The sequence below is a fragment of the Actinomycetota bacterium genome (genome assembly GCA_030776725.1).
GTDB lineage: Bacteria > Actinomycetota > Nitriliruptoria > Nitriliruptorales > JAHWKO01 > JAHWKW01.
Window position 1 is genome coordinate 1 of record JALYHG010000122.1, and the last position, 26,500, is coordinate 26,500.

General features: G+C 69.7%; 23 protein-coding genes. 6 read left to right on the forward strand and 17 right to left on the reverse strand.

Annotated features, from left to right (window positions below; genetic code table 11):
• The coding region (locus M3N57_05620) for an alanine dehydrogenase (protein MDP9022174.1) at positions 1-239 on the reverse strand (239 nt) is incomplete at its 3' end.
• Between the two features lie 425 nt (positions 240-664).
• On the opposite strand from M3N57_05620, the gene M3N57_05625 reads away from it, so the two are divergent.
• A complete protein-coding gene (locus M3N57_05625; protein MDP9022175.1) occupies positions 665-1,531 on the forward strand; it encodes a glycosyltransferase in 867 nt (288 codons plus the stop codon).
• A 46-nt stretch (positions 1,532-1,577) separates the two neighbouring features.
• Here M3N57_05625 and M3N57_05630 read toward each other — a convergent pair whose 3' ends face one another.
• The 6 genes from M3N57_05630 to M3N57_05655 form a co-directional block, all read right to left on the reverse strand.
• On the reverse strand, positions 1,578-2,918 hold the full coding sequence (locus tag M3N57_05630; GenBank protein MDP9022176.1) for a glycosyltransferase family 4 protein: 1,341 nt from the start codon (positions 2,916-2,918) through the stop codon (positions 1,578-1,580).
• A gap of 221 nt (positions 2,919-3,139) precedes the next feature.
• Positions 3,140-4,072, reverse strand: coding sequence for a polysaccharide deacetylase family protein (locus tag M3N57_05635; protein ID MDP9022177.1), 933 nt, complete (start codon positions 4,070-4,072; stop codon positions 3,140-3,142).
• 41 nt (positions 4,073-4,113) lie between these two features.
• Complete coding sequence (locus M3N57_05640) at positions 4,114-5,067, reverse strand: glycosyltransferase (protein MDP9022178.1); 954 nt, start codon at positions 5,065-5,067, stop codon at positions 4,114-4,116.
• A 3-nt stretch (positions 5,068-5,070) separates the two neighbouring features.
• Positions 5,071-6,075 (reverse strand): sulfotransferase, encoded by a 1,005-nt coding sequence (locus M3N57_05645; protein ID MDP9022179.1) that lies wholly within the window; start codon positions 6,073-6,075, stop codon positions 5,071-5,073.
• Entirely contained in the window at positions 6,072-7,034 is a 963-nt protein-coding gene (locus M3N57_05650; GenBank protein ID MDP9022180.1) for a glycosyltransferase family 2 protein, read from the reverse strand. Before M3N57_05650 ends, M3N57_05645 begins: the two co-directional genes overlap by 4 nt.
• 11 nt (positions 7,035-7,045) lie before the next feature.
• On the reverse strand, positions 7,046-8,032 hold the full coding sequence (locus M3N57_05655; protein MDP9022181.1) for a glycosyltransferase: 987 nt from the start codon (positions 8,030-8,032) through the stop codon (positions 7,046-7,048).
• Between the two features lie 251 nt (positions 8,033-8,283).
• Here M3N57_05655 and M3N57_05660 point away from each other — a divergent pair, with 251 nt between their 5' ends.
• Positions 8,284-9,225 carry a sulfotransferase gene (locus M3N57_05660; GenBank protein ID MDP9022182.1) on the forward strand — a complete coding sequence of 314 codons (942 nt, stop codon included), beginning with the start codon at positions 8,284-8,286 and terminating at the stop codon, positions 9,223-9,225.
• Here M3N57_05660 and M3N57_05665 read toward each other — a convergent pair.
• From M3N57_05665 to M3N57_05685, 5 genes are all read right to left on the reverse strand, one after another.
• On the reverse strand, positions 9,210-10,124 hold the full coding sequence (locus M3N57_05665) for a glycosyltransferase family 2 protein (protein ID MDP9022183.1): 915 nt from the start codon (positions 10,122-10,124) through the stop codon (positions 9,210-9,212). The genes M3N57_05660 and M3N57_05665 overlap by 16 nt on opposite strands.
• Positions 10,121-11,557 (reverse strand): hypothetical protein, encoded by a 1,437-nt coding sequence (locus tag M3N57_05670; protein ID MDP9022184.1) that lies wholly within the window; start codon positions 11,555-11,557, stop codon positions 10,121-10,123. The genes M3N57_05665 and M3N57_05670 overlap by 4 nt, the downstream gene beginning before the upstream one ends.
• A 50-nt stretch (positions 11,558-11,607) precedes the next feature.
• On the reverse strand, positions 11,608-12,507 hold the full coding sequence (locus M3N57_05675; protein ID MDP9022185.1) for a glycosyltransferase: 900 nt from the start codon (positions 12,505-12,507) through the stop codon (positions 11,608-11,610).
• Between the two features lie 56 nt (positions 12,508-12,563).
• Complete coding sequence (locus tag M3N57_05680) at positions 12,564-13,460, reverse strand: polysaccharide deacetylase family protein (protein MDP9022186.1); 897 nt, start codon at positions 13,458-13,460, stop codon at positions 12,564-12,566.
• 65 nt (positions 13,461-13,525) lie between these two features.
• Complete coding sequence (locus M3N57_05685) at positions 13,526-14,479, reverse strand: glycosyltransferase (protein MDP9022187.1); 954 nt, start codon at positions 14,477-14,479, stop codon at positions 13,526-13,528.
• A gap of 465 nt (positions 14,480-14,944) precedes the next feature.
• Between M3N57_05685 and M3N57_05690 the strand changes: the two genes are divergently transcribed.
• The 3 genes from M3N57_05690 to M3N57_05700 are packed head-to-tail and all read left to right on the forward strand — an operon-like array spanning position 14,945 to position 18,796.
• Positions 14,945-16,090 (forward strand): glycosyltransferase 87 family protein, encoded by a 1,146-nt coding sequence (locus M3N57_05690; GenBank protein ID MDP9022188.1) that lies wholly within the window; start codon positions 14,945-14,947, stop codon positions 16,088-16,090.
• The gene (locus tag M3N57_05695) at positions 16,090-17,256 is read left to right on the forward strand and encodes a glycosyltransferase family 4 protein (GenBank protein MDP9022189.1); all 1,167 of its coding nucleotides are present in this window, start codon (positions 16,090-16,092) and stop codon (positions 17,254-17,256) included. Before M3N57_05690 ends, M3N57_05695 begins: the two co-directional genes overlap by 1 nt.
• Positions 17,257-17,293: 37 nt before the next feature.
• A complete protein-coding gene (locus tag M3N57_05700; GenBank protein ID MDP9022190.1) occupies positions 17,294-18,796 on the forward strand; it encodes a hypothetical protein in 1,503 nt (500 codons plus the stop codon).
• A gap of 280 nt (positions 18,797-19,076) precedes the next feature.
• On the opposite strand, the gene M3N57_05705 is transcribed toward M3N57_05700, so the two are convergent.
• The 3 genes from M3N57_05705 to M3N57_05715 all read right to left on the reverse strand — a co-directional run bounded on the left by M3N57_05705 (position 19,077) and on the right by M3N57_05715 (position 22,699).
• Positions 19,077-19,976, reverse strand: a complete 900-nt coding sequence (locus M3N57_05705) for a decaprenyl-phosphate phosphoribosyltransferase (GenBank protein MDP9022191.1) — start codon at positions 19,974-19,976, stop codon at positions 19,077-19,079.
• Positions 19,977-20,102: 126 nt separating this feature from the next.
• Positions 20,103-21,572: a hypothetical protein gene (locus tag M3N57_05710; protein ID MDP9022192.1), complete on the reverse strand. Its 1,470-nt coding sequence runs from the start codon at positions 21,570-21,572 to the stop codon at positions 20,103-20,105.
• Positions 21,569-22,699 (reverse strand): glycosyltransferase, encoded by a 1,131-nt coding sequence (locus M3N57_05715; protein MDP9022193.1) that lies wholly within the window; start codon positions 22,697-22,699, stop codon positions 21,569-21,571. The genes M3N57_05710 and M3N57_05715 overlap by 4 nt, the downstream gene beginning before the upstream one ends.
• A gap of 54 nt (positions 22,700-22,753) precedes the next feature.
• Here M3N57_05715 and M3N57_05720 point away from each other — a divergent pair, with 54 nt between their 5' ends.
• Positions 22,754-24,250, forward strand: coding sequence for a methyltransferase domain-containing protein (locus tag M3N57_05720; protein ID MDP9022194.1), 1,497 nt, complete (start codon positions 22,754-22,756; stop codon positions 24,248-24,250).
• Between the two features lie 66 nt (positions 24,251-24,316).
• Here M3N57_05720 and M3N57_05725 read toward each other — a convergent pair whose 3' ends face one another.
• The gene (locus tag M3N57_05725; protein ID MDP9022195.1) at positions 24,317-25,594 is read right to left on the reverse strand and encodes an ABC transporter ATP-binding protein; all 1,278 of its coding nucleotides are present in this window, start codon (positions 25,592-25,594) and stop codon (positions 24,317-24,319) included.
• Positions 25,594-26,376 carry an ABC transporter permease gene (locus tag M3N57_05730; protein MDP9022196.1) on the reverse strand — a complete coding sequence of 261 codons (783 nt, stop codon included), beginning with the start codon at positions 26,374-26,376 and terminating at the stop codon, positions 25,594-25,596. Before M3N57_05730 ends, M3N57_05725 begins: the two co-directional genes overlap by 1 nt.
• Between the last annotated feature and the right edge of the window lie 124 nt (positions 26,377-26,500).

The following is a 26,500-nucleotide window of genomic DNA, read 5'->3' on the forward strand; positions in this document are numbered from 1 at the left end:
GCCTCGACCGGCTCCTTCACCTTGAGGACCAGGTCGGCCTCCCCCCAGACCTCGTCCGGCTCCAAGAGGATGGTCGCACCCCCACGTCGGAAGTCGGCGTCGCTGATCGACGATCCGGCGCCGGCGCCCCGCTCGATGAGGACATCGTGACCCGCCAGGACCAGCTCCCGGACGCCGGCAGGCGTGATCGCGACACGGAACTCGGTGTCCTTCACCTCCCTGGGGACTCCGACCTTCACGACGGCTCCTGTGCGGGGGTGGCGATACGTCAAGGGTAAGCTGGGGGTGGACTCGCCGCGCGCGCTTCGAAGCGACGAAGACGAGACGGACACGGCTGCAGCCGACGCTCACGGACGGGAGATCAGTCCTACCGATCGCCATCGCTCACTCGGACGGACACCACCGCGATACCCTCGATCCCCCACACATCGGCCGTTACGGAGACCGAGTGGTCTCGCGAATCATGGCCGACTGGGCGTGTGGCGAACGCTTCTCAGCGCCCACATGCCCACGATCCGCCGAGCGGCCACGGCGACGCAAGCCCAGTGTCGGGGCGCGGCGACGAGTGTGACATCGCGCTTCCCGCTGCCGCCCGGGCTGCTGGCGCCGATCTGGTCGTTGCTATCGAACGGGGAACGATGGTGGATACTGGAACATGACGGCCATGAACAGGACCATCAGCGTCATCCTCCCCTGCCGCAACGCAGCGGCGACGATCGGCGAGCAACTGGCGGCTCTGGCCGCTCAGGATCCAGTCTGTCCCTGGGAGGTCGTCGTGGTGGACAACGGCTCCGAGGACGGCTCTGCTCGCATCGTTGCGGCGTTCCACGACCGGCTGCCCCGGCTGTCGCTGATCGAGGCTCGTGACTGCCGCAACGCTGCGGAAGCACGTAACCGCGGTGTCCGCCAAGCCCACGGCGGCCTTCTGGCGTTCTGCGACGCCGATGATGTCGTCGGTGAGGGCTGGCTGCGCGCCATGAACAGAGCCCTTGGAGAGGCGCGACTGGTCGCCGGTCGCCTGGAGTGGGAGCGCCTGAACCGACCGGAGGTCCTGGGGGTCCGCGCGCAACCCCAGCAACGGTCACTGCAGGAATGGGATCCGCCCTTCCTGCCGTTCGGCGGCGGGGGGAACCTCGGGATGGCTCGGACACTCTTCGATGACCTGGGCGGATTCGACGAGGAGTTCGACTGGTTAGAGGACACCGATCTGTGCTTCCGTGCGCAACTGGCCGGACATCGGCTCGACTACTGCTCCGACGCGGTGGTCCACGTCCGCCTCAGGGACCAGGTAGCGGCCGTCTACCGCCAGGCGCGTGGGTACGGGGAGTGGACCGTGGCCCTGCATCGGCGCTTCGAGTCCTGCGGAATGCGCCGTCGTAACCCCGTGCGCGGGATCGCTGGGTGGGGCCTCATGCTCGGTCGGATCGCAACGGTACGCGATCGGCAGGACTGGATGCGGTGGGTGCACCGATGGGGATGGAAGGTGGGATTGCTCCGCGGCAGTCTGCGCTTCCGGATGCTCGTGCAGTGATGGCCACGGCGACGGTCTCCCAGCCAGGCCTCGCCGCGATGACGTGTCACGCCTCCCCGTTGCCGGTGGTGCCGGGACCAGGTGAGCTGCGGCGTGGTCCTCGGAGCCCGTGGTCGGTGGAACACCTGGACGGCGACTGACGCCGTCCAGGACCCCGGACGGCTCCCCGGTCCTCCATGAACGCCCGCAGCCGGTCACCCACAGCCTCAAGGGAGAAGTGCTCTTCGGCGCGCCGTCGGGCGCGCAACCCCATTTCGCGGCGGAGGGATGGGTCTCGGAGCAGCCGTCTGACGGCCGCGGCGAGCCCGGCCACGTCCTCAGGCGGGACGATCACGCCAGCTGGATCTTCACCGAGCGCCTCGGCGACGCCCGAGACGTCCGTGGCGACGACCGGCAGGCCACAGGCCATCGCCTCGACGACCGCCACGGCGAACCCCTCGTGGCGTGAAGCGAGCACCGCGATGTCCGCCGCGGACAGGTACTGCCAGAGAAGCTGCCGGTCGTAGATCCAGCGGTTTTCCCATCGGACGGCGTCGGGCGGGAGACGGACCAATCGCCGTCGCAGCGCGTCGCGATCCTGGCCGGAACCCACCACCAGCAGCAGGGGCCGCAGGTCGGGCTGCGACGCCCAGACCTGTTCCCAGGCCTCGAGCAACACGTCCAACCCCTTCGAATGGATCTCCACGCGTCCGTGCCACACGACGACCGGCGCGCTGACGGGGATGCCGACGGCGGAGCGTGCTGCGTCCCGGTCGACCGGTCGCCACCGTCGCACGTCGAAGGCGTTCGGGATCACGGCGATCCGGTCGATCGGCAAGCCGTACGTTGACTGCACCCGCCGGGCCTCCGCCCGTGATGCGATCACCAGCCCTGTCGCCCGGCGGATCGCGGAAGGCCTGACGAGCCGCTCCAACGCGCTGCCTGGCCGGTTGCCTCCCTGGTAGGTGGCGAATACGGGAATCTTGAGGGCATGGCCGAGCATGACCGCCTCATCGAACCGCGGGTACTCGTACTCCTGGCACAGGATGGCTGTGCAGCCGTCGCGACGCAGCTCTCTGGCGAGCGCACGCCATGGTGTGGCGACGTAGGAACGCACCGACGAGAAGAGCGGGGACCGGATCCGAAGGCGGTCGCGCACCGCCTGCAGCTTGCGGTGCAGCCAGGGGGTCGGCAGGACCCGGATCGGAGCCCCCGTGTGACGGTGAGGGAACCGCACCGGCTCACCGATCCTGGCGGAGAAGAAGTACAGGACCGGCTGCAGGCCGGCCGACTGCAGCGCCTCGACGTAGTTGAACAGCCACGTTCCGGTCAGCTCGTCCCGGAACGCCTCCAGGGATATGCCGACCTTGTCGTGGAAGTCCTCGAACCTGTCGCCCCACGGCAGCAACGCGACCGCATGTCGCCGATCACTGCCCCGCCCCTGGGTGTTCTTCTTGGCCGACCGTCCGTCTCCTGCCGGGGTGGGCGATGGTAACGGCCGCTGGCGCAACGGCTGCCGGCGAGTGCCGGAGCGACCCAGTGCCGGCCACGGCCATCCCCTGCATCGCCGCGTCCCTGCTGCGCCTTCCGGCGCGCTGAACACCCGCACACGCTTGGCGACGCGGGTGGTCAGGCCATGGCGTGTTGCAGGACATGACCGAGCCGGATGACGACCTCGTGCGTGGGCATGGGCGACGGTTCCCACCGCCCGAGCTGGTGGTGGTCGTCCGCCGCGTGCAGCAGGCGGAGCTGGGTGGTCAACGCGGCGGTGTAACCGGCCTGGCGGGTCAGGGTCGTGATGCGCTCATCCGTCTTGCCGTGGGGATATGCGAACCACCTCAAGGGCTGCTCGACGAGCGCCGCAAGGCGGTCCTTCCCGACGGTCAGCGCCGTGGTCGCCTCAGCATCGTCCAAAAGCGGCAGTACCGGGTGACGGAGCGTGTGGAAACCGATGGTCATGCCGGCCTCGGCGAGCAGGCGGATGCCGGCGGCGTCAAGCGGTGGGTCGCCTGCAGGCGCGTATCGATCGATCAGGCCTTGACGCGACGGATCACCCTCGCAGGCCCGGGCAAGGTGGACCTCGTGATCGACGTCAGGGACGTCGAGCAGCGCGGCGGTCGCGGCGACGCCACGTTCGTCCACGAGGGCTTCGAGCCGCTGGAACCAGTACCCGCCCAGGCCGTGGAGCGACCGGCCGGACAAGAAGAACGTGGCCGGCAGCCCGAGGTCGCGCAGGACGGGGAGCACGTACCGGGCGTGGGTGTCGTAGTCGTCGTCGAAAGTCAACGCGAACCGCAGCGGCCCTTCACGATCACCGGGATCCGCGATGAGGCTGTCCAAGGGCACGAACCGCCCGAGTTCGGCGAAGGTGGTCAGCTGCTCGCGGAACAGATCGGCCGGGACGGTCGGCACGATCTCGTCGCGCGGGGCGTCACGAGGGGCGATGCGGTGATAGACCAGCACAAGCCTCGCTCCCCGGGCGCGGCGGATCGTCGCGACAGCCTCGCGGAGCGCACCACGGCGGCGGAGCTTGCGGACGCGTCGCATCACCGGTCGGCCCATGCGGCGTAGGGCCCTGGTTGACCGTGGTGTCGCGGCTACGCTCATGCCGCCTCGAAGCTCGCCTCGCGGAGAGGAGCGATCCACTTCTCGGCTTCGGCCAGCCAGGTCTTGTGGATGCCGCTGGGCCTCGGACGCAGCGCCGGCGCGTGGTGGCCCATCCGCTGGCGGGCCAGCAGCGCGAGTGTGCCCGCCACCCCGCGGATCTGTCCCCGGGCGGCCGCACGAGCCAGGTGGCCTAGGGCGGGTCGGCGGCGGGCGGAGCGCAGGTGCACCCACGCCAGGTAGTGATGCAGCTGGCCATAGTCGAGCCTGGCGCCGTAGCGGCCATCGATCATCCTCGCCTCACGGAGGACGAGTGCGGTGTCCGCTGACGCGTTACCGACGTGGATGCGGTAGCCGACGAGTGGAGCGTTGACACAGGCCGGATGTCCCTGCTGGGCAAGGCGCGCCCACATGTCCCAGTCGGCGAGGTTGATCAGGGTGGGGTCCCAGCCACCGGTCGCCGCGAACACGTCCGCCTGGACGATCACGTTGGACGACCCCCCGGGCATGAGGCTCCACCGGGGCAAAGTCGCCACGAGACGATCCGGGGCCGGCGCTTCCTTGGCCGTCATGACCCGGAGAGCGGCGTTGACGTGCACCGCTCCGCCGTACGCCCAGGTGCGGCCGGTGGTGCGGGCGACAGCCAGCTGGCGGGCGAGCTTGTCGGGAGCCCACAGGTCGTCGTCGTCGGCGAACGCCAGCCACTGTCCCCGCGCCTCCGCTGCGCCGCGGTTCCGGGCGACGCTGACCCCCCGGGGGGTGTCGTGGCGGAGCAGGCGGACGCGCGGATCGCCCACCTTCGACACGACCGCCGCCGTGTCGTCGCGGGAACCGTCGTCGACCACCACGACCTCTAGGGACACGTCTCGTTGCCACAGCACGGACCGAAGAGTCGTGATCAGCATGTCGCGGCGGTTGTGGGTGGGGACGATCGCGGTGACCTCGGGGATCATGGGTCAGTCCTGACGTGCGTGCGCGAGTCGGCGGCGCAGGGGTTGAGATGCGGCGCCCAGCCCCGTGCGCGCGCGCCGGACGGCCTGTCGAGTCGCCCACCGCAGATCGAGTAGACGGTGCCGGGCCCTCGTCGTCAGCACCGCCGACGGCATCGGCTCGGCGTCATAGCCGAAGGACCTCAGGTGGGTGCCGGCGATCCAGGCGAAGCGCTCCAGCTGGTCGCGGTTCCAGTGGTGCCATCGCTGGGTTGGCGCAAACCTGGAGTCCTTGTCGACGGGGTCCCAGTGAACGGACGAGCGACCCCGCCCGAAGAACGCCGACGAGCCACGCACCGGCAGGGCGCGCGCCGCGTCAAGGTCATAGGTGGCGAGGTCGAGCCCCAGGAACCGCAACAGCTCGGGCAGCTGGCGGTCGAGGTCGTCGACGAGATCTTCGTAGCGCACCAACCGCCACTGGTCGGTGGGGTCGGGACGTGCGTCGCGGAACCGATCGATCTCGGCGGCGGCGTCGACCCACGCCCGTGCTGCCCGTTCGAACGGCCAACCGAAGGTGTCCATGCACGACTGCGTGACTGACCGCCCGTCGCGGACGAGGACGAGCAGCCGGGCCGTGGGAAAGAAGTCGAAGAACCGGTCCAGATGACGCACGCTCGGCGACTTCGTCACAAGCCGGCGATCGCGGTCGTACCGCAGGAACGACAGCAGTCCCTCACCCAGAGCGGCATGAAGCCGTCGCGGCAGCTCCGCGCTGAATTCACCCCACATCGGGTCCCACGCTGCCTGGACGTCCGCAATGAAGGCGGTCAGGTGATGGCAGTGTTCGAGGAACAGATCCTCTCGGACGGGTTCGACGGCGGGTGCGCAGTCAGGATGCACCAGGAGCAGATCCCACAGGAAGTTGGTGCCGCTGCGTGGCAGGATGCCGTGGATGAAGATCGGTGCCGATGTGGGGTGAAGATGGTCGAACGCGATCGGCGTGGTTCGTGGCGGGCTCTCACGACGGCTCATCGGCCAAGCCTGTCAACATGGGTCGCCGCCCCCTTCGGGACGGTACCGACGCGGCTCCGCAGCTCTTGGAGCCATCCCGCGGCCTGGGCTATCCAGTCACGATCGGCGGGGGTCTCGACCTTGCGGGTGCGCCGGCCCACACGCCGCCGAGCGATGGCAGCCACGTCGGAGGCGACGCCCCGTGCCTGGCCACGGATCGCCGCCATGGCGAACTGGCCAAGCGCCTGCACGTGGCGGTCCATGCGCAGACATGACTCCGCCAGCCAGCGGTGCATCCGCCCCCAGTCGACCGGTGTGGCGTGCAGCTGTTCGATGAGCTCGGCGCTGCGGAGGATCCTGCGGATGTCAAGCGAGACGCTTCCGCTGTGTAGGCGGTAGCCCATCAGCGGGGCGGCCACAGACGCCGGTGGGCCGACCCGGGCGAGCCTGGCCCACATGTCCCAGTCCTCGCACGGGGGCAACCGTTCGTCGAAACCGGCGACGTCGTCCCACAGCTCCCAGCGGATGATCACGTTGGATCCTCCGCCGGGCACGGGGTTGTACCGGGGCAACGCAGCAAGGACGTCTTCGGGTGACGGTGGCGGACTGCCGGACACGATCTGCAGATCGTCCCCGATGTTGACTGCTCCGGCGTAGCTCCAGCCTCGACCGGCCCCGTCGGCGGCCGCGATTTGGCGGGTCAGCTTGTCGGGGGCCCATACGTCGTCGTCATCCACGAATGCGAGCCACGCCCCGGCTGCCCGGCCAGCGCCACGGTTACGCGCTGCGCTCGGTCCGCAAGGGCTCCGCTGGCGCATCAGGACCAACCGGGGGTCGGCGAAGCCGGCGACCACGTCAGCAGTGCCGTCGGTGGAGGCGTCGTCGACCACGATGACCTCGAGATCGACGTTGCGCTGCCATAACACACTGTGCAGCGTCGTCGCCAGCAGCCGGCTGCGGTTGCGGGTGGGGATGACCACCGACACCAGCGTCATCTGCCGCCCGCGGCTTCGATCGGCGACCGGCGCAGCTCGTCGATCCACACGCGCGCCTGGTCCTCCCAGGAGACGTCGGCACGTCGTGCCGGCTCGGGGACCCCGCCCAGACCATGACGACGCAAGGTGCGACGAGCCAGCGTGACCAGGTCGGCACGCACCTCGCGATGCCGCCCCGCCAGCGCTGCCTTGCCGTACTCCCGCAGCGCATCACCGCGTCGGCCGTTCCGGACGCACAGCTGCGCGATCCACCAGTGGAACCGCCCCCAGTCGATGGTCGTACCGTGCAACTGCTCGATCATGCGCGCGCCGGCGATGATCCCGGCGACGTCGAGCGTCGCATTACCGGCATGCATGCGGTACGCCACCAGCGGGCTGGGAACCCAAGCCGGTGGTTCGTCCTTCGCCAGGCGCAGCCACAGGTCCCATTCCTCGCACGCGCGGAGGTTCTCGTTGAACCCCGAGTACGCCACGAACGCCGACCGACGCATGATCACGTTGGATGCGCTGGCGGGGATCGCGTTGTGGCGCGGCAGCTCGGCCATGACCTGCGCCGGGGACGGTGGGGGGACGCCGTGGATAACGTCGAGCTGCTCGTTGACGTTGACCGACCCGGCGTACACCCAGCCACGTCCGGCTTCGTCGGCCGCGCGCAGCTGCCGCGCGAGCTTGTCGGGCGCCCACAGGTCGTCGTCGTCGATGAAGGCGACCCACTCGCCGCGCGCGTCGAAGCCGCCACGGTTACGCGCTGCGTTGGGGCCCCGAGCGACCGCGTGATGAATCACGCGCGTCCTGGCGTCCTCGAACGCCGCGACGACCTGCGCGGTGTCATCGCTCGAGGCCTCGTCGACCACGATCAGCTCGAGAGCGACGCCGCGCTGGCGCAACACGCTCCGCAGCGTCGTCGCCAGCAGCTGGCTGCGGTTGCGCGTGGGGACGACCACGGAGACGTCGATCACGCCGTCACCCCGCCCGTGTGCCATGCCAGGGTCGAGGCGCGCCCTTCGGCAACCGGGAGCCTCACTGCGGCGACGCCTGGAAGCTGCTCCATGGGCGTAGTGTGCCCCACACCGCAGACAGCGACCATGTGTCCTGCAGCCTGCTCCAGACCTCGATGGGGACGGTGGCAGGAGCGGGTCGGTGCGCCCGGCCGCCACGACCGGCAGGTTCCTCCACCGCCCGATGATGAGCTTCGCGGCCGTCCAGCCCTGGCGCAACGTATCCTGACCGCAGCATGGAGGCGGGCACGGACACCACAGGCCTGCTCGCCGCGTCACGCGCGATGCGAGCGGCCAGTCCCGTGTTCATCGTTGGCGAGGCGCGCAGCGGCACCAGCATCCTGTACAGGACGCTGCAGAAGCACCCTTCGTTCCGGCCGCGAACGCCGAACCTCGTAGAGACCGACGTGTTCTCGCACCTGCGACGGACGTTCCTGTTCACTCCCACCTACCCGCCCAACCTCGTGCATTTCATGCTGGATGACCGGGACGCCTTCGGCGCGTTCCTGCGCGCCATCCGTCCGCTGCGGGTGCTCAGCGCTATCCTGGCGCCTGTGAACTACGTCTTGCGGGACCGCGCCCGCTGGCTCGGGTACGTCAACCTCAATCACCTGGTGCTGCGGACCTACTTCTTCCACGCCTGGCGTGCTCGTGGCTGTCTCCGGCTGGTCGAGAAGACCCCCACGAACACCCGGCACCTCCCCGAGTTGGCCCGAACCTTTCCCGATGCACGATTCCTCTACATCCACCGCCACCCCGTTGACGTGTTCACCTCCTACCGTCGGCGGGCAGCAGTCGACCCGCACGGGTGGTGGGCCGACCTGAACCTCGACGAGTTCTGCCGCATCTACGCGGATCGCAGCGCGCGGGCGCTGGCATGGCGCGACGCCGGCCACAACAACCTCCTCCTGGTTCCCTACGAACGTCTCACCGCCGACCCGGCGCAGACCTTCCGCGAGGTCTGTGGGTTCCTCGACGAGCCGTTCGACCCCGAAGCGGTGGAGGAGCGAGCTGCCGACCCCGACCGCTGGCCCGTCGACCCGCACCTGTGGGGCCGCATCGTCCAACGGACCAAGCGCTGGCAGGACTACCTCACCGACGAGGAAGCTGCTGAGCTGCAGACGAGGCTCAGCGCCACCATGTCCGCGCTGGGGTACGCTGCCTACCCGACTCCGTGACGCGTCGCGCTGGAGCGCACGCCACGGTTGCGCAGTCCGGCCAGGATGCCGGGCAGCAGGCCGACGACCTCGCCCCGGCCCATTGCGATGAGCTCCCGGTTGCGCGCGGCGAGGCCACGCACGAGCAGCCACGGGGCGCGCAGCAGGTCACGAGCCGCGCGCCGCGCGACGAACCCGTCCCCTCGCCGTAGCCACGTGCCGTAGAACGCCCCCTGCCCGCGGGCGTATCGCCGGTACAGGTGTGGCAGGTCCTCGGGACGGTGACGGGCCAGATGCCCGACCACGACGGTGGGTTCGTACACGATCGAGACCCCGGAGCGCAGGGCGCGGTGCGCCCACTCGTTGTCCTCCCCGGCAGTGGCGAGAGATGGGTGCTCGTCGAACCAGCCGATGCGCTCCAGCAGCCGGACGGCGAAGCCCATGTTGGGCGGGAAGAGCACATCGCCGTCCAGCAACGGGGTGGTGTAGACCGTCCGCTCCTCGTCGGTCTTTACGGTCAGGACGATGCCCTCGCCTTCGGGCTCGACGCGGCCCGTGACGATGGCGTCTCCGACCACGCGGAGATGGCCCGTCAACCGCTCGAGCCAGTCGGGACGCACCCGGCAGTCGTCGTGGGTGACGGCCGCGTAGGACGTGCGCACCTGCTCGAGTCCACGGTTGGTCGCCGCGGAGATGCCGGTCTGGTCGGACGGCAGATGGACCGCTTCGACACCACGATCGCGCAGCGCGGCGACGCACGCCGCCCCCGCAACGGTACGGCCCTGGTCGACGACGATGAGCCGCGCCGGCCAGACCGTGCCGCTCACGAGCGAATCCAGGCAGCCCTCAAGCAGCGGTCCGCCCACGGTGGGAACAACGACCGTGACGTCGTCGACGACGGGGCGGGCGTCAGCGTTCACGGACGCCGCGCCGCGACCAGCTGGTCGAACATGACGACCGCGTCGACGTCGGCGGCATCCGGACAGGGTCGCTGCCACAGCTCTCCGGCCAGCTCGAAGGTGACGCGCCGGCCGGTGTAGTACGCGACGGCATCCTCGGCGGCCCACTCGTAGATCAGGTCGTGGACGGCGAACGCGCCCCGCGGCGCCGGCTCGGTCACGGTGCGACGTACCCCGCAGACCGCCACGCTGCCACCGTCCGGGACAGTGGCGGCGATCAGCTCGGCGGAGTGCTCGGTGAAGTCCGCGTTCACCAGCCGCACGGAGGCGCTCAGTGCCAGCGACAGGACCGCCCCCGCGGCGAACATCCCGCCGGCCGCGCCGAACAGCTCTGGGCGCCGCCACCGCAGCCGTGACGCAAGTTCGGCGGCGGCCACGACGAGGATGAGCCAGGTGGGAGAGAACAGCCGTGGGGAACCTTGACGCGGCACGGCGAGGACGACTGGCACGTTGGCCAGGACGACGAGGACGCTGACTGCGACGACGCCCCAGGCCGCATCGCGCGGGGCCAGGCCGGACCCGCGCGGCAGGCGCCGAGCGCCGAGCATCCCGAACGCGGCGGCCCCGGCGAGGGCGACCACGCTCCACGGCAGCGTCCAGCGGGTGGCTAGCGGAATCGAGTGCAGCCCCAAGCCAACGGCGGGGTAGGCGACGTAGAACGTGGGATCCTCGGCGAGAGTCAGGACCCGGTCGACGAAGCCGGCGTGTAGCCGCGGATCCGAGCCCGGCCACAGCGCGAACATCGTCAGAGCCGCACCGACCACCGCGGCGCTGACAGCTGCGGCGCGGCGGCGGTCGGACGCGGGGGTCAGCAACCCGGCGGCCACGGGGAGTGCAAGGATCACCTGCTCGACGGAAAACGCCGCGGCCAACGTCGCCAGGGCCGCCCATCCGTGGCGTCGCCTGCGGTACAGCCGCAGGGCGGCGAGAGCGAAGGCGAGACCGAGCGGCACGTGCAGCGCGGCCGGCCACAGCGCCGCCTCTGTCCCCAGGGGCTGAAGCAGCCATGCAGCCCCGCCCACGTCCGGCCACGGCGCGGAGGCGCCCAGGTCGCGCAGCAGGCCGCGCACGAGGAGAGCCATGGCCATGGTGAGAACCAGTGGCACGGCGATGGCCACCCCGAACGGGATGGTCTGGCACACCCCCGTCGTGACCAGGATCTCCAGGATGCGGGCGGGGCGCACCATGCCCAGACGGTCCCAGGACGCGGCGAGGAAGCCGTCAAGGCCGATCTCACGCGGTGCGAGGCAGTTGTTGAAGTCATCGGCGAGCGGAGCTCCGCGCCACACCACGGGCATGCCCACAGCCACGAACATGACGGCGGTGCCGGCCAAGATCGCGACGCCCCCCCGCCCGAGCCGGCTGTGCTCGGCCTGTGCACCCCGGTAGGCCACCGTCCCGCCGCGGGGTGCCGGCTCCGGAGGCGTCGTGGTGTCGTGAGAGGTCACAGCGCCGACCGCCCTCCCTCGCGGTGGGCCGCCGACGCCGCCTCGTCGCGCAGGGCGTCGAGCCATGTCTGGGCTTGGCGGACCCATCGGTCGGCGGGGTCCGGGCGACGGCGTCGCGCCAACCCGGGGGCCACCAGTGCCACAGCCGCCCGTCCGAGGGACATGAGGTCGCCCTCGGCGACCGCGTGGGCGTAGTGGCGCAGCGCCGTGCGTTGGTTTCCATCCTCCAGGCATATCCACGCTGCCCAGCGCTGGTGACGTGGCCGGTCAACGGCGATGCCGTGACGGTCGGCGATGATCTCGATGTCGGCGAGCATGCGCTTCACAGCACGCGACGCCATGGCCGGATGCGTCCGCAGGGCCACGAGCGGGCGCGGGACGTACGCGGGCAGCCCGGTGGCGGCAAGGCGGAGCCACAGATCCCAGTCCTCACTGGTGCGCAAGCCCGGGTCGAACCCGCCGGTGACAGCGAGGACCTCTCGGCGCACCGCGACGTTGGAAGCGCCCGCCGGCACGGCGTTGTAGGCGCGCAGCCGCTGGACGATCTCCTCTGGCGGGGGAGGCGGGCAGCCGCCGCGGACGCGCAGCGCCGCGTCGACCGTGACGTCCCCGGCGTATACCCACCCCGCGCCGGCCGCCTCAGCGACGGCGAGCTGGGCGGCCAGCTTGCCCGGTGCCCACAGATCGTCGTCGTCGAGGAAGGCCACCCAGTCCCCCGTCGCCGCAGCGATCCCGGTGTTGCGGGCTCCACTCACCCCGGGAGCGCCCGTGTTGACCAGGAGGCGCACGCGGGCGTCGGCGAACTCCTCGATCAGCGCAGCGGTCGCGGAGTCGCCGCCGTCGTTGATGACGAGCACCTCGGCGACGACGTCTTGCTGGGCCAGGACACTGCGCATGGTCAGGGAGAGCAGGTCCGGTCGGCCCTTGGTGGGGATCACCACGCTCACCACGGTCATCCCGACATCCTCCGAGCTGCGTCGGTGACGCCGTGGAGACGAACCGGGAGTTTCACGAGCAGTTCGTCGACGTCGAGGGGCCCCGGCTCCCAGCGGCCGAGGCGGTACCGGTCGCCCCCGGGGCGGACGGGCTGTGGTCGACCGGTCCAGGCGGCGTCGAAGCCGGCACGGCGGACAGCGGCGGCGGAGCGGACGTCGGCCTGACCGTGGGGGTACGCGAAGAACCGCAGCGGCGATCCGGCCGCGGCCGCCAGCGCGCCGCGGCCGCGGTTGACGGCGTCGTCGAGGGCATCGTCGTCCATGGTGGGCATGATGCGATGGTCGAGGGTGTGGAACCCGATGGTCATCCCGGCTGCCGCCAACTCGACGATGCCGTCGCAGTCCAGGAGGCCCGGATCGGGCACGTCGGCAGCGAGCTCGCTCACGCGCTCGCGGAGCACGTCGTCGCGTTCACAGGCCAGCGTCAAGCCACCGGGTGAGCGACCAGCCAGGCCCAGGCGCGCCGCCGTGCCGTCCTCGCCGTGGACGGCGAGGAGCACCTCGAGCTGCTGGAACCAGTAAGCCCCGAGGCCGTGCAGAGCTCGCCCTGACAGGAAGAACGCCGCGGGCACGCCCAGGGCGCGGAGGATGGGCAGGGCCTCGGCGGCGTGGCTCCGCAGATCGTCATCGAGCGTCACAGCCACCTTGGGGCGCCGGCCGCGACGTTCAGACCCCGACGGGCCATCTGCGACGATCTCTTCCAGCGGGACCAGATCGACGACCTCGCTCAGCGCTTGCAGGTGCGCGCGGAAGAGGTCGGCGGGGACGGCGGGGACGACGCGGCCGGGCGGCGCCCCGATGCGGTGGTAGACGAGTACGAGGCGATGACCGCGAGCGTGGGCAACCGCCCCCACAGCGTCGCGAACGGTCGCTGACCTCAACAGACGGCTGGCTGCCCGCCGGGCGATCCGGGCGGGACTCATGGGGCGCTCTGCTCGCGTGCTGGCGCATCGGCCGTGAACGCCGTCAGCCACCGCTTCGCCGCCGCGACCCAGTCAGGATCGCGGCGCAGCAATCCGAACAGGCGGTCGGTTCCCACCGCCGGGTGGACCAGGCCGATGGCGGCTCTGCCGACGGACAACAGGTCCCCCCGCACGACGGCCCCGGCGTAGTAACGGACCGCCAGCCCGCGGCGACCTGCGCGCAGCGCCGTCCAAGCGGCCCGACGATGCATCGCCGCTAGGTCAACGGGGATCGCGTAGCGGTCGGCCAGACGGCGAGGTTCATCGACCATCCCGTCCGGGTCGGCGGCCACGTTGCCGCTGTGGAAGCGGTATGCGACCAGCGGCCGGGGCACCCAGGCGGGAACGCCCGCGCGCCCGAGGCGGATCCAAAGATCCCAGTCCTCCGTGCGGTTCAGGCTCGGGTCGAAGCCACCCACCGCCCGTAGCAGCTCCGAGCGGACGACCACGTTCGAGCCACCAGAGCCAAGAGGGTTCAGGCGAGGCAGCAGCGCCAGCACCGTCTCGGGGTCCGGCGGCGGCGCGCCGCTCAGGACCTGCAACCGGTCGTTGATGTTCACGTCACCGGCGTACGCCCACCGCGCGCCGGCCCGCTCGGCCGCCGTAAGCTGCGACACCAGCTTGTCGGGTGCCCATAGGTCGTCGTCGTCGAGGAAGGCGATCCAGTCTCCGCTGGCAGCAGATATGCCGCGGTTGCGGGCAGCGCTCACCCCGGTCGGGGCGGGGTTGCGGAGCAAGCGGATCCGGCCGTCGTCGGCGGCCGTGATCGCCTCGAGGATGCCGTCACTCGACCCGTCGTCGACGACGACAACCTCCAGATCCACCCCGTCCTGCCCGAGCGCCGCTCGCAGCGTCCGCCCCAACAGGTGGACTCGGTTGTAGGTCGGTATGACGATCGAGACGGTGGGCATCAGGATTTCCGCGCGACGGGTACGACGTTCGTGCCCACCGGAGGCTCTGGCGCGAGGCCACGCTGAGGGGACCGGCTGGCCGGCACGGTCAGGCATGGTAGCCCGCAACTCGATCGACGAGACGGTCGTGGGACGCGTCCCGCCAGCGTGGCACGCCCGCAAGGACGCCATTTCGAGGTCGCGCGTGGAGTGGCATACCTCACGGCGTTTCTCGCCAATCCTGCCGTCCGCTCAGGTACCATCTGCTGCTTCAGGCCAGTCATGCGGGGTGTCCATGCACGGACGAGGCCGCGCCGCGCCGCGGCCGCCACGGTGAACCGGCGCAGCGTCCTGCTGCGACCACCGCGCGGAGACGGACGAGGCCGAGCCAACCTAGGTCGTGTCGACGGCCGCGTCGTCGTCGTCGCCGCCGTCGCGCTGTATGCCGCTGCGGTTGCGATCGCTCGTCTTGCGTGGGATGTCAACTTGTGGCCGTACCTCGGCGTCAAGCCCGCACCGACGCTCTACTTCGACGCCCGCAACGTGGCTGCCGCGGCTGACTGCTGGGCGCTCGGTCACGACCCGCTCGTCGACAACCCTTGCGATCCGTGGGCCCGCCCCATGAACTACCCTCGGGTGTGGGTCCTGCTGCACTACATCGGGTTGAGCCAGGCAAGGACCATCGTGTTCGGCACGATCGCGGCGGTGGCCTTTCTCGGCTCGCTTCTGCTGCTCGTCGGCAGGCTGTCCGTGCGCAACGGTGTCATCCTCGCTGCCGCAGTCACCTCCCCCGCGGTCATGCTGTCGATCGAACGCGGCAACATGGACCTCATCCTGTTCGCCGTGTTCGTCGGCGCTGTGTTCGCCTGGAAGGCTCGGGACCGGTTGACGCCGTGGCTCAGCCCGGCACTGATCCTCGGCGCCGCGGCGACCAAGTACTACGCCATCCTCGCACTGCCCGCCTACGCGTTCACGTCGGACCGGCGCGCCCGCTTGGCCGTACCCGCGGGTGTCGCGATCATGGCTGCCTACATCGTTCTCACCTTCGCGGACCTCGAGAAAGTCATGAGCGCGCCCGAAGGAGGCCTGCTGTACTCCTACGGGGCCAGGATCATGATCGGGCACCTCTACCACCAGTTCCTGGCCACCGGCGACTGGCTCCACGGCAACCTCCTGGCGCAGGCGATCGCCGTCGTGCCCCTAGTCCTGCTGACGGTGGCTGCGTGGACATGGGCGCGGCGACGGCTGACCCCGATCTCGACGTCGAAGGCGTCCCACCTCCAGGTCCTCGCCTTCCACCTCGGCGCGCTGACGTACCTCGGAACGTTCGCGCTCCGAAAGAACGGCGACTACCGCCTCGTCTTCGTGCTCCTCACCCTCCCGTTGCTGCTCGAGTGGGCCGCCGGCGCGCGCTCCGAACTGCGGACCAAGCTGGCTCGAGGTGGGCTGATCGCAGTGATCACCGGCCTGTGGGTTGGCGCGCTGTCGCCGTTCATCGGACCCTGGGACGAGGTCGGAAGCTGGGCAGTCGCCGGTTTCCTCGTGGCGCTGATGGCAGCGACCGTCCCTTCACTGCGCGAGCTGCTGGGGCGCGAACCCGACCGCACGGCCGCAACCGTCGCAGCCGGCTGATGTCGATGCGGATCCTGTCCACGCTCACCTACTACCACCCCCACTGGACCGGGCTGACCGTGCTCGGGCGGCGCTTCGCCGAGGGTCTGGCGGAACGCGGCCACGACGTCACCGTGCTCGCGTCCAGACACGATCCCGATCTGCCGCGCCGGGAACGCGCGAACGGCGTGACGATCCTCCGCGTGCCAACGCTGGGTCGCATCAGTCGGACGGTGATCATGCCCTCGTACCCGGTGGCCCTCGTGCGGGAAGTTGCGCGCTGCGACGTCGTGCACCTGCACACGCCGATGCCGGAGGCCGCGCTCGTGGCCGGCGTCGCGCGCCTGCTCGGCAAGCCGACGCTGATCACCCACCACGGCGATGTGGTGATGCCAGCCGGTGCCCTGAACGCGATCATCCAGCGGGTCATGGACGCGGTCATCCGCCTGGGCATGCGGCTGTCCGATCGGGTCATCGTGCACACCGACGACTACCGCGACCACTCGGCGTTCCTGGCACCGGTCGCCGACAAGATCGATTCGATCTACCCGCCGGTCGTGCTGCCAGAACCCGAACCCTCCGAGGTCGAGCGTTGGCGGCAGCGCCTGGGCCTGGAGGGCCGACGTCTCGTGGGATTCGCGGGTCGGTTCGTCGAGGAGAAGGGCTTCGACTACCTGCTCGAGGCCGTGCCCCTCGTCCGCGCACGGATACCAAACGCCCAGTTCCTCTTCGCCGGCGACACCAACGTCGCGTACGAGCGCTTCTTCCAGCGTTGCCGTCCACTGCTCGACCGATCGCGCGATGCTGTGACCGAGGTGGGGCTCCTCTCCGATCCGCAGCAGATGGCGAACTTCTACGCCTTGTGCGACGTGTTCGTCCTGCCATCGCGGAGCGACTGCTTCGCGATCGTGCAGGTCGAGGCGCTCTTGGCCGGTACGCCGCTGGTGACCACCGACATCCCCGGCGCGCGTGAGGTCGTCCGCGTCACCGGTGCAGGCACGCTAGTACCTCCACGGGACGCACCCGGGTTGGCGGACGGCCTCGTCCGGGTCCTCCACGACCCCGCGTCATATCGGCCGGTGGCCGCAACCGTTCGCGACATCTTCGACGCTCAGCGGTCCGTGTCGCAGTACGAAGACCTGCTGCTGGCTCTTCGCGATGGAGTGACGTCGAGCAGGCGGCGCTAGGTGCGTTTCGAGAAGCCGATCCTGGGTCGGTTATGGGGTGGGGGCGCTGGAGGGTGGCGGCCCTGAAACGACTGCTGGCCAAACGGACGGGGAGAGGCGCCTCCAGGCCAAGGACGCTCGCCGGGGGGAGGGACTGCCTGTTCTTGGCGGCGATCGTGGTCTCTCGACAACCCCGTACACCGGCCGGCTCGGCTTCTACTCCGACGACTGGGATTTCCTCGCCATCCTCGCCAACGCCGAGGACGGGTCGCTGCCCGGCCTCGTCGCCGCGCAGATCGAGTTGGGGACGAATCTCCACATGCGCCCGACCCAGATCGTCTACCAGGCGGTGCTCCACCGCCTGTTCGGCATGCACCCCCTCGGCTACCACCTGGTCAACACCGCTGTGCTCGTCGCGGTGGCCCTGCTGTTATACCGGGTGCTGCGGGGGGTCGGTACCCCGTTGTTCGCCGTTGCGGTGCCCGCCATCTACATCCTCGCACCGAACGCCGCCACCAACCGGTTCTGGTTCGCGGCCTTCGGGTACTCACTGAGTATCGCCCTGTATCTCGTCAGCCTGCACGCCGACTTACGGGCGGCCACTGCCGGTGGGCGCGGGCGGTGGCGTTGGAAACTCTTGGGTGTGGGTGCACTCGTCGCCGCCGGCCTCGGCTACGAGGCGGTCCTGCCCCTCGTTGCGCTCAACGTGGTCCTCGCCGAGTTGGCGGTCCGGGAGATGGGGACGGGCGGGCTGCGGGGTCGCATGACGGTGACCGGCACCGTGGCGTTCCACGGGAGCACCCTCGCAGCCGTGGCGGGCGTCGTCACGTACAAGGCTGCGGTGGCGAGCGGCTTGGGACTGGGGTCTCCGGTGTTCGAGTACACCATCCGCCTCGTGTCCGGCGCGTTGGCGACCAACTTCGGCACCTACGGTGCTGCCTTCCTTCACACGGTGGCATGGGCTCTTCCTCACGCGGGAGCCGGCGGGGTCGTCGCGAGCCTGATCGTGGCGATCAGCACGTACTGGTACCTGGGTGCGCTCGCGGAGACGAGCCTGCCGGCACCTGCGTACCGGGGGGGCGGCGTAGCGTCCCCGGCGTTGTTGGGAGTGGGGGGGCTGACTGTCTTCGTGCTCGGGTACGCGATCTTCTTCACTACCGGCCGCATCGGCTTCTCGAGCACGGGCATCGCGAACCGGGTGTCGGCGGTCGCCGCGGTGGGCGCCGCGATGGCCATCGTCGCCCTCATCGGCATGGTGGCAGGGTGGGTAAGTAGCACCGCGATCCGGGAGCGGCTGTTCCGCGCCACCGTCGCCGCGGTGTGCGCGGCCGGTGTCCTCGTGACCAACGGCCTGGCTTCGTTCTGGATGGCGAGCTGGAACAGGCAACAAGGGGTGCTCGCCCACTCCAGGCGGACTACCCGTCTTGGCGCCAGGGTCGACCGTGCTGCTGCAGGGAGTCTGCCCCTACGAGGGACCGGCGGTTGTCTTCGAGTCGAGTTGGGACCTGCGGGGAGCGTTGCGGGTCCAAACGGCGGAATCTTTCCCTCCGGGGCGACGTGACGAGTGGTGCGGTGGCAGTCGAGCCAGCTGGCGTCGTCACGCGGATCTACCAGGTTGAGGTGGTGCACCCGTACGGCGCCGACCTGCTGCTCTACGACCACCGGATCCGCCGCACGGCCGCGCCCCGCGACGAGCGGTCGGCCCAGCGGCTCGTGAACACCGACAGGCTCGCCGGTACCTGCCCGCAGGGCCGCCCCGGTGCAGGAACCGTGACCCTGCCCTTCGACGTCTTCGTCGGTTGGGTAGAGAGCCGGGTCTGGAGTACTACCCCAGGTCCGGGTCAGGACAGCAACAGGCCTACGGCCAGCAGTGCTATCCAGGTGAAGCCGAACCCGACCAGCGAGGCATCGCCGAACACCAGATCCTCAGGGCTCTCTCCTCGGCCGGTATCGACCAGCAGGGCGTAGCGGAAGACCCCGAGGACGAACGGGATGATGGAGAGCCCCGACCACAGCGGCGCCATCACCGCACCCTCGAACGCCCACAGACAGTAGGCGGTGATGCAAGCCGTGGACGAGCTGTACTGGACAAAGCGCAGGTAGGACTCGCTGTACCCTGCGAGAGTCGAACGGTGGTCCCCGCGGGCCTCACCGACGCGGACGAGTTCCGCGTGTCGCTTGCTCGCGGCCACGAACAGCGAGGCGAACGTCGCCACGATCAGGAACCAACTCGACAATGGGACGTCCACCGCCACGCCACCCGCCACGGCCCGCAACAGGAAGCCACCCGCGATCCCTGCCATGTCGAGCAGGGCGACCCCGCGGAGAACGATCGCGTAGCTCATCGCCAGGATTACGTAGCCGCCGACGACGGCGACGAGCCCAGCTCCTCCGGTCGCGAACGCGGCGAGCACGCCGCCGAGCAACAGCAGGATTCCGACGAACCATGCGAGGCGGACGGGGATCTCCCCGGCAGCGATTGGCCGGAACCTCTTGCGCGGGTGCTGGGCGTCCTCGTGACGGTCGATGATGTCGTTCACGTAGTAGACGCCGCTCGAAACCAGCGTGAACGCAACGAACGTGGCGAAGACCCGTGCGAAGACCTCCGGCTGGAGCAGCACGCGCCCGGTGGCGGGCGCAGCGAAGACCAGGAGGTTCTTCAGCCACTGCCGCGGGCGCGCCGACGCGACCAGCGCCGACCCAAGGGAACGTCTGGCGGTGCCCGAAGCGGTGATCGCCACGTTGCTCCTTACAAAAGACCGACCACGACGAGTAGACCGCCGACCGTCTGCGGGGCCCAACGTGCGTGACCCGCGTCGGGGCAGGGTACCTGCAGCGGCCCTCGCGCCAGCTCCTTGTGACGCACATCATCGAGGGGGCTGCACACCGGACGGGACGTACACGTGGTAGCCCTGGTGGCGTCCCAGCGGCTGGTACGCGCTGGCGATCGCCCGCACGAGCTCCGGGCCGAGATGCATGTCGTTCCACCATTCGCGGTCGAGCGGTTCCAGCGGTTCCACCAGCACGACGTACTGGAAGTCGCCTCGCTCGATGCGCTGGACCAGGGGCCGCACCAGCGCGGGATCACGTTGATAGATGCGGCGCAGCATGAAGGGATCGAGCACAATGGGGCGTTGCCCGTGGGCGACCGGGACGTAGGGGTCCTCCGACAGGATCGGGCCTGACACAGCGGGCAAGCCGTCGAGCGGTCGTGTGGTTGCCCACCCGCCGAGGCGCTGGAGCTCAGGGACGTGCGCGACGGCGAACCCGCTGAGCACGACCCACGTGAGCGCAACCCCCAGGACGGCCTTGACCGGCTCGTTGAGCTGTCGGGGACGCCACCGGCGGCCGACGAGGCCGCCCAGGACGACGGCCCCGAGAGTGACGAGGTCCACGAGTTGGTTGGGACCGGTCCCGCGGTCGGTTAGCACGACGATCACGACGACGAGCGCGGAGCCAAACGCCAGGAGGTACGGGTCGGGGTCGCGCTCTCGCAGTGCCAGCCATCCGGCGACCAGGACGGCGGGGAACAGCGCCCACAGCGCCGTCGCATGCTCGGTGAGCAGCCGGACCAGGATGTACGGGGCGCGCAGCACGTCAGCCGGGCCAGTGATCCCAGCGGTGGCCAGGCCGAAGACGTTGTCGGAGAACCGGCCATCGGTGACGACGACGAGGACGCCGACGAGCGCTGCGATGAGCGCGACGGATACGGTCAGGAACACGATCAAGCGTCGGATCTCGCGCCGCAGCAGGAACCAGGCGATCAGCGCCAGCGGTGCCCACACGGCGCTGAGCTTGGCTGCGACGGCTAGCACACCGAGCACGGCGGCAGCGACATCTCTGGCGGGGCGGCGCCATCGCACCGCGGTCTCCAGTGCGACCAGCTGCAGCAGGAGCGGTAGGGCGTCGGCCCGCAGGCCCAGCAGCGCCGACAGACCCGTCGCGGTGGCCGGGACCATCGCGACGAGGAGCAGGGCGACCGGCACCGAACCGCTGCGCCGGCGGACGTTCGAGAACAGGACGGCCAGCAGCGCCAACCCGACGACGTACGCGACGACCTTGCCCGAGACCAGATACTCCCCGGTCAACCGCGCCACACCTGCGCCGAGCACGATCGGGAGCGGCATGAAACGGGTGCCGCCGTAGAACTGCCCGTCCACGAGCGGCGGGTACAGCACGCCGTGGTTGAGGTACCACGCCAGAGCGAGGCGGGCGCCGCCGACGTGGTCGACACGGAACCGGTCGTCAAGGTGGGCCGCGCCGAGGAGCCCGGTCGAGGCCACGACGAGGGACCCGGAGACGCCGGCGACGACGCCCAACAGGCGGCCGATCGTCACGACGTGGCACCGGCCGAGGCGGCGTAGACCTCCTCGTATCGCTCCGCCACCGCATCCCAGTCGTACCGTGCTGCAAGCCGCCGGGCTGCAGCGCGGTGCCCAGACCAGTCGCCGCGGTTGGCGGACGCCAGGCGCTGCAAGATGGGTCCCAGTTCGGCTGGCGGCGCCATCCACCCCGCTCCAGAGGCCGCGACAGGAACCACTCGCTCAACGACCGGGGTGACCAGCGCCGGGGTTCCGTGGCTCAAGGCCTCCAGGAGCGCCATCGGCTGCCCTTCCCACCGGGAGGTGAGCGTGAACAGGTCGGCGGCGGCGAGCGCCGCATGGACATCCCGCGGGCCAACGGCTCCCGTGAACCCGATGCGGTCGCGCAGGTCGAGTTCCCGGGCCAGCCGCTCGAGGATCTCGCGACCGCCGCGATGATCGGGTCCGACGAGAAGCAGCCGCCACTCGGGCGCGGTAGCCGCACCTCGAAGCAGCCGGTCCAGCCCCTTGTGCTGCACGTCCAGCCGGCCGACGTATACCGCGAGCCGCTGTCGGCTGTCGACGCCGTACCGCCCTCGGAAGGCGGTCGGGTCAAGGTCGGTCGGCGGTCGTCGCGCCACGCCGTTCGGGATGACGACCGTCCGCGCTGCCGGCACCAGGCGGTGGACGTGGTTGGCCTCGTCCTGTGTGAGCACCGGCACGAGAGAGGCTTCTCGAATCAGGCGGCATTCGACCGCAGCGCGGTACACCAGCTTGCGCATACGACGACGCGCGAGTGAGACCGGGTGGTACCCGCCGTGAGGGGACAAGGCGTAGGGAACCTTCAGGCCACGGGCGATCGCTGCGTTACGTGGGACGAAGACGCTGTGCAGATGCACCACCTCGGTTCCCCGTTCGCTGACTGTCCGCGCGGCCGCCTGCTGGGCTGCTCGCCAGCCGTTGCGGTCGGGCATCCGGACTGGGGTGACACCGCCCTGCCGAAGACGTCCCGTAAGCTCGTCGAAGCCGGCGCCGTCCCAATCATGCAACTGCCACAGATCAACGTCGTGGCCGCGGCGCGCCAACGCCAGCGCCAGCTCCACGATGACCGTCAGCACGCCTGAACCCGGCAATTGTCGGGCCGCGACCTGGGCGATGCGCACGCCGGTACAGTAACGCCTCCCAAACGCGCTCTCAGCCGCCGCAGGATCATGCCGATGCAGGCTCCACGCACCGCGACGGTGGTTCTCCCCGCCTACGGTGTGGCGCCAGCCTTGCCGAGCATCGTCCGGGACCTCGCTGTGGCCGCACACGGGATGCGCACCCGCGGCATCACGCTGGACGTCCTGGTCCTCCACGATGGACGCGACGACGCAGCTGAACGCGTGGAGAAGGCTGCAGCCGAGCTAGGCCTCGCGCTCCGCACCGCGGCCGGTCCCGATGAGCCCGGTGCCGCCTACCTCGAGGGGTTCCGCCAGGTGCTCGCGGAGGACGCCGGTCCTGACCTCATCATCACACTGGACGCCAACGGCCGTCACGACGCCACCGTGATCCCCCGGCTCGTCGACCGCATGCTGGCTGACGGTCTGCACGTCGTGATCGGCTCTCGCTGGGCCCGCGGCAGTGGGACCCCTGGGCTCAGCGTCCCGCGCTGGATCATGGGGCGGCTCGCGAACCTCACTTTCCGGCTGCTCACCGGCACCAGGGGCGTGTCGGACGCCACCACGAGCTTCCGCGTGGCCCGTAGGGAGGTGTTCCACCACTTCGATCTTGCGGACATCCCGGTCAACAGCCACAGCGTACAGACAGCGTTCGTGGCGGTGGCCGTCGCGAACGGGTTCCGTATCGGTGAGGGCCCGATCATCTACGGACCAGCCCTTGCCGGCGGGGATGGCTTGCAACTCGACGACATCTCTGGTTTCGCCCGTCACCTCTCCGCCCTCCGCCGACACGTCGACCGCGCGAGGCAGCGGCGCCTCTCTCCCGTCGGTCGCGTTTTCGACGACGACGCCTTTGGGGCGGCTGACGACCTCGAACGCCTCGGCACCGCCAAGTACTTCTTCGACTGGGTGCTCGACGAGTTCAGGCCGTACCTACACGGCCGCCTACTGGAGGTGGGAGCGGGGCTGGGCACCATCACCCGCAAGCTGATCGACCGTGACCCCGAGCTGACGATCGTCGCCCTCGAGCCCGCTTCGAACGTCTTCGAGGATCTCGCGTCCGTGACTGCACTGACCCCCAGGGTCGAGGCCCACCGCTGCACGCTGGCGGAGTACGCACGCGACCGCTCCGACCGCTTCGACGCCGTGGTCTATCTGAACGTCCTGGAGCACATCGATGACGATGCCGGTGAACTCCGTCGCGCCGCAGAGGTCCTGCGCCCGGGCGGCGCGGTGCTCGTCTTCGGTCCAGCACTGGAGTGGTTGTACAGCGACCTTGACTACAAGGCCGGCCACTACCGCCGCTACACGGTTGCGGACCTGCGGCGGCTGGCGGAGGATGCCGGCCTCGATGTGATCAAGGTCACGTACTTCGACGTCCTGGGCGTGGCGCCCTACCTGCTCGTCTACCGTCTCTTGCGCCACACCGACATCAGCAGCTCGAGCATGTGGGGCTACGACCGGGTTGTCGTACCGCTCAGCCGCTTCTTGCAGCGACTGCTGCGTCGCCCGCCGCTGGGCAAGAACGTGATCCTGATCGCGCGTCGACCGTAATCAACAGGGCGTCGCCACAGCATCGCCACCCTTCAGCCGAGGCGCCAGGATCCCGTGTTGCCGCGATCAGTCCTGTCGTGGATCCGCTCGCGAGGAAGCTGCTCCCGCCACAGTTGGCCCGCCCGAATCGTCCGCCTCCAGGATCTCGACCTCCCATGGCAGCTGCAGGTCGACCGCACGTTGCGAACGACCCTTCGGATCACCCTCCAGACGGATGCGGGCGGCCTGCCGCTCGTGCAGGCAGTCATCGAAGACAGTCCCGATCCACACGCCGATGACGTACTCCCCGACGTTCAGGACCGGTGGGATCACCAGGCGCGCTCGGTACCTTCCGGGCATGGCCGGACGGTTGGCGACGGCGTCTGACCATGCCTCGTTCACCACCTCGACTCCGCGCTGGTTGGTCAGCTGGATGGATAGGTCGAGACCGGGCAAGCGCTCCTTCACGTCGAAACGGACGTCGATGGTGAGCGGCCGGTCGCGACGTGCGACCGTGACGGGGCCGCCTCCGGGATCGGTGACGGTCACCGAGCAGAGCGTGACCCGGCCATGGTCGTCCTGCACGAGTTGCCCCGACTGCGATCGTCGGATCTCGCTGGCGAGATACGCATCCACGACATCGGTGGCGGCACCATCCGCGGCGATCCGCCCCTCCTCGAGCCAGATCGCTCGGGGGCAAAGCTGCACGATCGCGTCCAGGTTGTGGCTGACGAACACGACGGTGCGGCCCTCACGCTCAGCCGAAGCCATCCGGCCGAGGCACTTGGCCTGGAATTCCGCGTCGCCCACGGCGAGGACCTCGTCAACAACGAGGATGTCGGGTTCGAGGTGGGCCGCCACGGAGAACGCCAGCCGCAAGTACATCCCGGACGAGTAGCGCTTCACCGGCGTGTCGACGAACCTCTCGACCCCGGCGAAGGTCACGATGTCGTCGAACCGTCGGGCGATCTCCCGCCGCCCCATCCCCAAGATCGCCCCGTTGAGGAAGACGTTCTCGCGTCCGGTCAGCTCGGGGTGAAACCCGGTGCCGACCTCCAGCAGGGCGGCAACACGGCCCCGCGTCCGGGCCACCCCGCTGGTCGGCTCCGTGATGCGGCTGAGGATCTTGAGGAGCGTGGTCTTGCCGGCGCCGTTGCGCCCGATGACGCCGAGCGCCGCGCCTTCGACCAGGTCGAAGCTGACGTCGCGCAGCGACCAGATCTCCTCGCGAGTCCGGTGCCCTCCGCGGCCGACGAGCTGCCGTGCCAGCCCTGTCAGCGCCTCGCGTACTGTGCCGCCAGCCCGGTCCTCACCGAGGTAGTAGCGCTTGCTGAGATGGTCGACGTCGATGACGACGGGGCGCATCAGATCACGTCCGCGAAGCGTCGTTCGTTATGCTGGAAGTACAGCAAGCCTCCGGCAAGTAGTACCGCCCCGGCGGTGAACGAGATGACGACATCCGTGCCTGGCCACGGTGCGCCGATCATCGACCAGCGGAAGCCTTCGATGATCCCGACCGTCGGGTTGAGCAGGTACAGCTGACGCCAGGCGTCGGGCACCTGGCTCAGCGGGTAGGCAACGGGGCTGGCGAACAGCCACAGCTGGATGAGCAGCGTGACCGCATGGTTGACATCGCGATAGCGGACGTTGAGGGCGGACAGCCACGTCGAGACGCTTAGCACCACAAGCAGTGCAGCGAGCACCCACAGCGGGAACGTCACCAGTCGCCACGTCGGGGTGACACCGAACAGCGGCGCAAGCGCCAAGAGCAACGCCGCGGAGATGACCAGGTCGACCAGGCCCGGAACGGCGGCCGCCAGCGGGGCGAGGATCCGCGGGAAGTACACCTTGGTGACCAGCGGGACGTTCTGCACCAGGATCTGGGTGCCCTTGGTCACTGCCGCGGAGATGTAGGTCCAAGCGATCAGCCCTGCGAACGCGAACAGCGGGTACGGCAGCCCGTCGCTCGGCATGTTCGCCAGTCGCCGGAAGACAATCGTGAAGACCACCACCCCGGCTAGCGGTTGTACCACGGCCCACGCCGCGCCGAAGACGGCCTGCTTGTAGCGGGCTTTGAGCTCACGGAGGGCCAGGAACAGAGCAAGTTCGCGGTACGCCCATAGCTCGCGTAGGCCGAGTGCCCGCACTCTGCCGCTAGGCCGGTTCTCGATCCACGCTGCTTCACCCAGCGACGCCAAACCCCAACTCCCCTGCGCGGCGTTCAATGCAGAACCGTGCCCGTCAACAAGAGCTTGCTTCGATCATCGTCAC

Coding starts and splice junctions, on each gene's coding strand:
- M3N57_05720 (MDP9022194.1), top strand. CDS start 22,754: ATGCAGGCTCCACGCACCGCGACGGTGGTTCTCCCCGCCTACGGTGTG.
- M3N57_05675 (MDP9022185.1), bottom strand. CDS start 12,507: ATGCGCAGTGTCCTGGCCCAGCAAGACGTCGTCGCCGAGGTGCTCGTC.
- M3N57_05640 (MDP9022178.1), bottom strand. CDS start 5,067: ATGATCCCCGAGGTCACCGCGATCGTCCCCACCCACAACCGCCGCGAC.
- M3N57_05660 (MDP9022182.1), top strand. CDS start 8,284: ATGGAGGCGGGCACGGACACCACAGGCCTGCTCGCCGCGTCACGCGCG.
- M3N57_05645 (MDP9022179.1), bottom strand. CDS start 6,075: ATGAGCCGTCGTGAGAGCCCGCCACGAACCACGCCGATCGCGTTCGAC.
- M3N57_05695 (MDP9022189.1), top strand. CDS start 16,090: ATGTCGATGCGGATCCTGTCCACGCTCACCTACTACCACCCCCACTGG.
- M3N57_05685 (MDP9022187.1), bottom strand. CDS start 14,479: ATGCCCACCGTCTCGATCGTCATACCGACCTACAACCGAGTCCACCTG.
- M3N57_05635 (MDP9022177.1), bottom strand. CDS start 4,072: ATGGGCCGACCGGTGATGCGACGCGTCCGCAAGCTCCGCCGCCGTGGT.
- M3N57_05655 (MDP9022181.1), bottom strand. CDS start 8,032: ATGGCACACGGGCGGGGTGACGGCGTGATCGACGTCTCCGTGGTCGTC.
- M3N57_05625 (MDP9022175.1), top strand. CDS start 665: ATGAACAGGACCATCAGCGTCATCCTCCCCTGCCGCAACGCAGCGGCG.
- M3N57_05725 (MDP9022195.1), bottom strand. CDS start 25,594: ATGCGCCCCGTCGTCATCGACGTCGACCATCTCAGCAAGCGCTACTAC.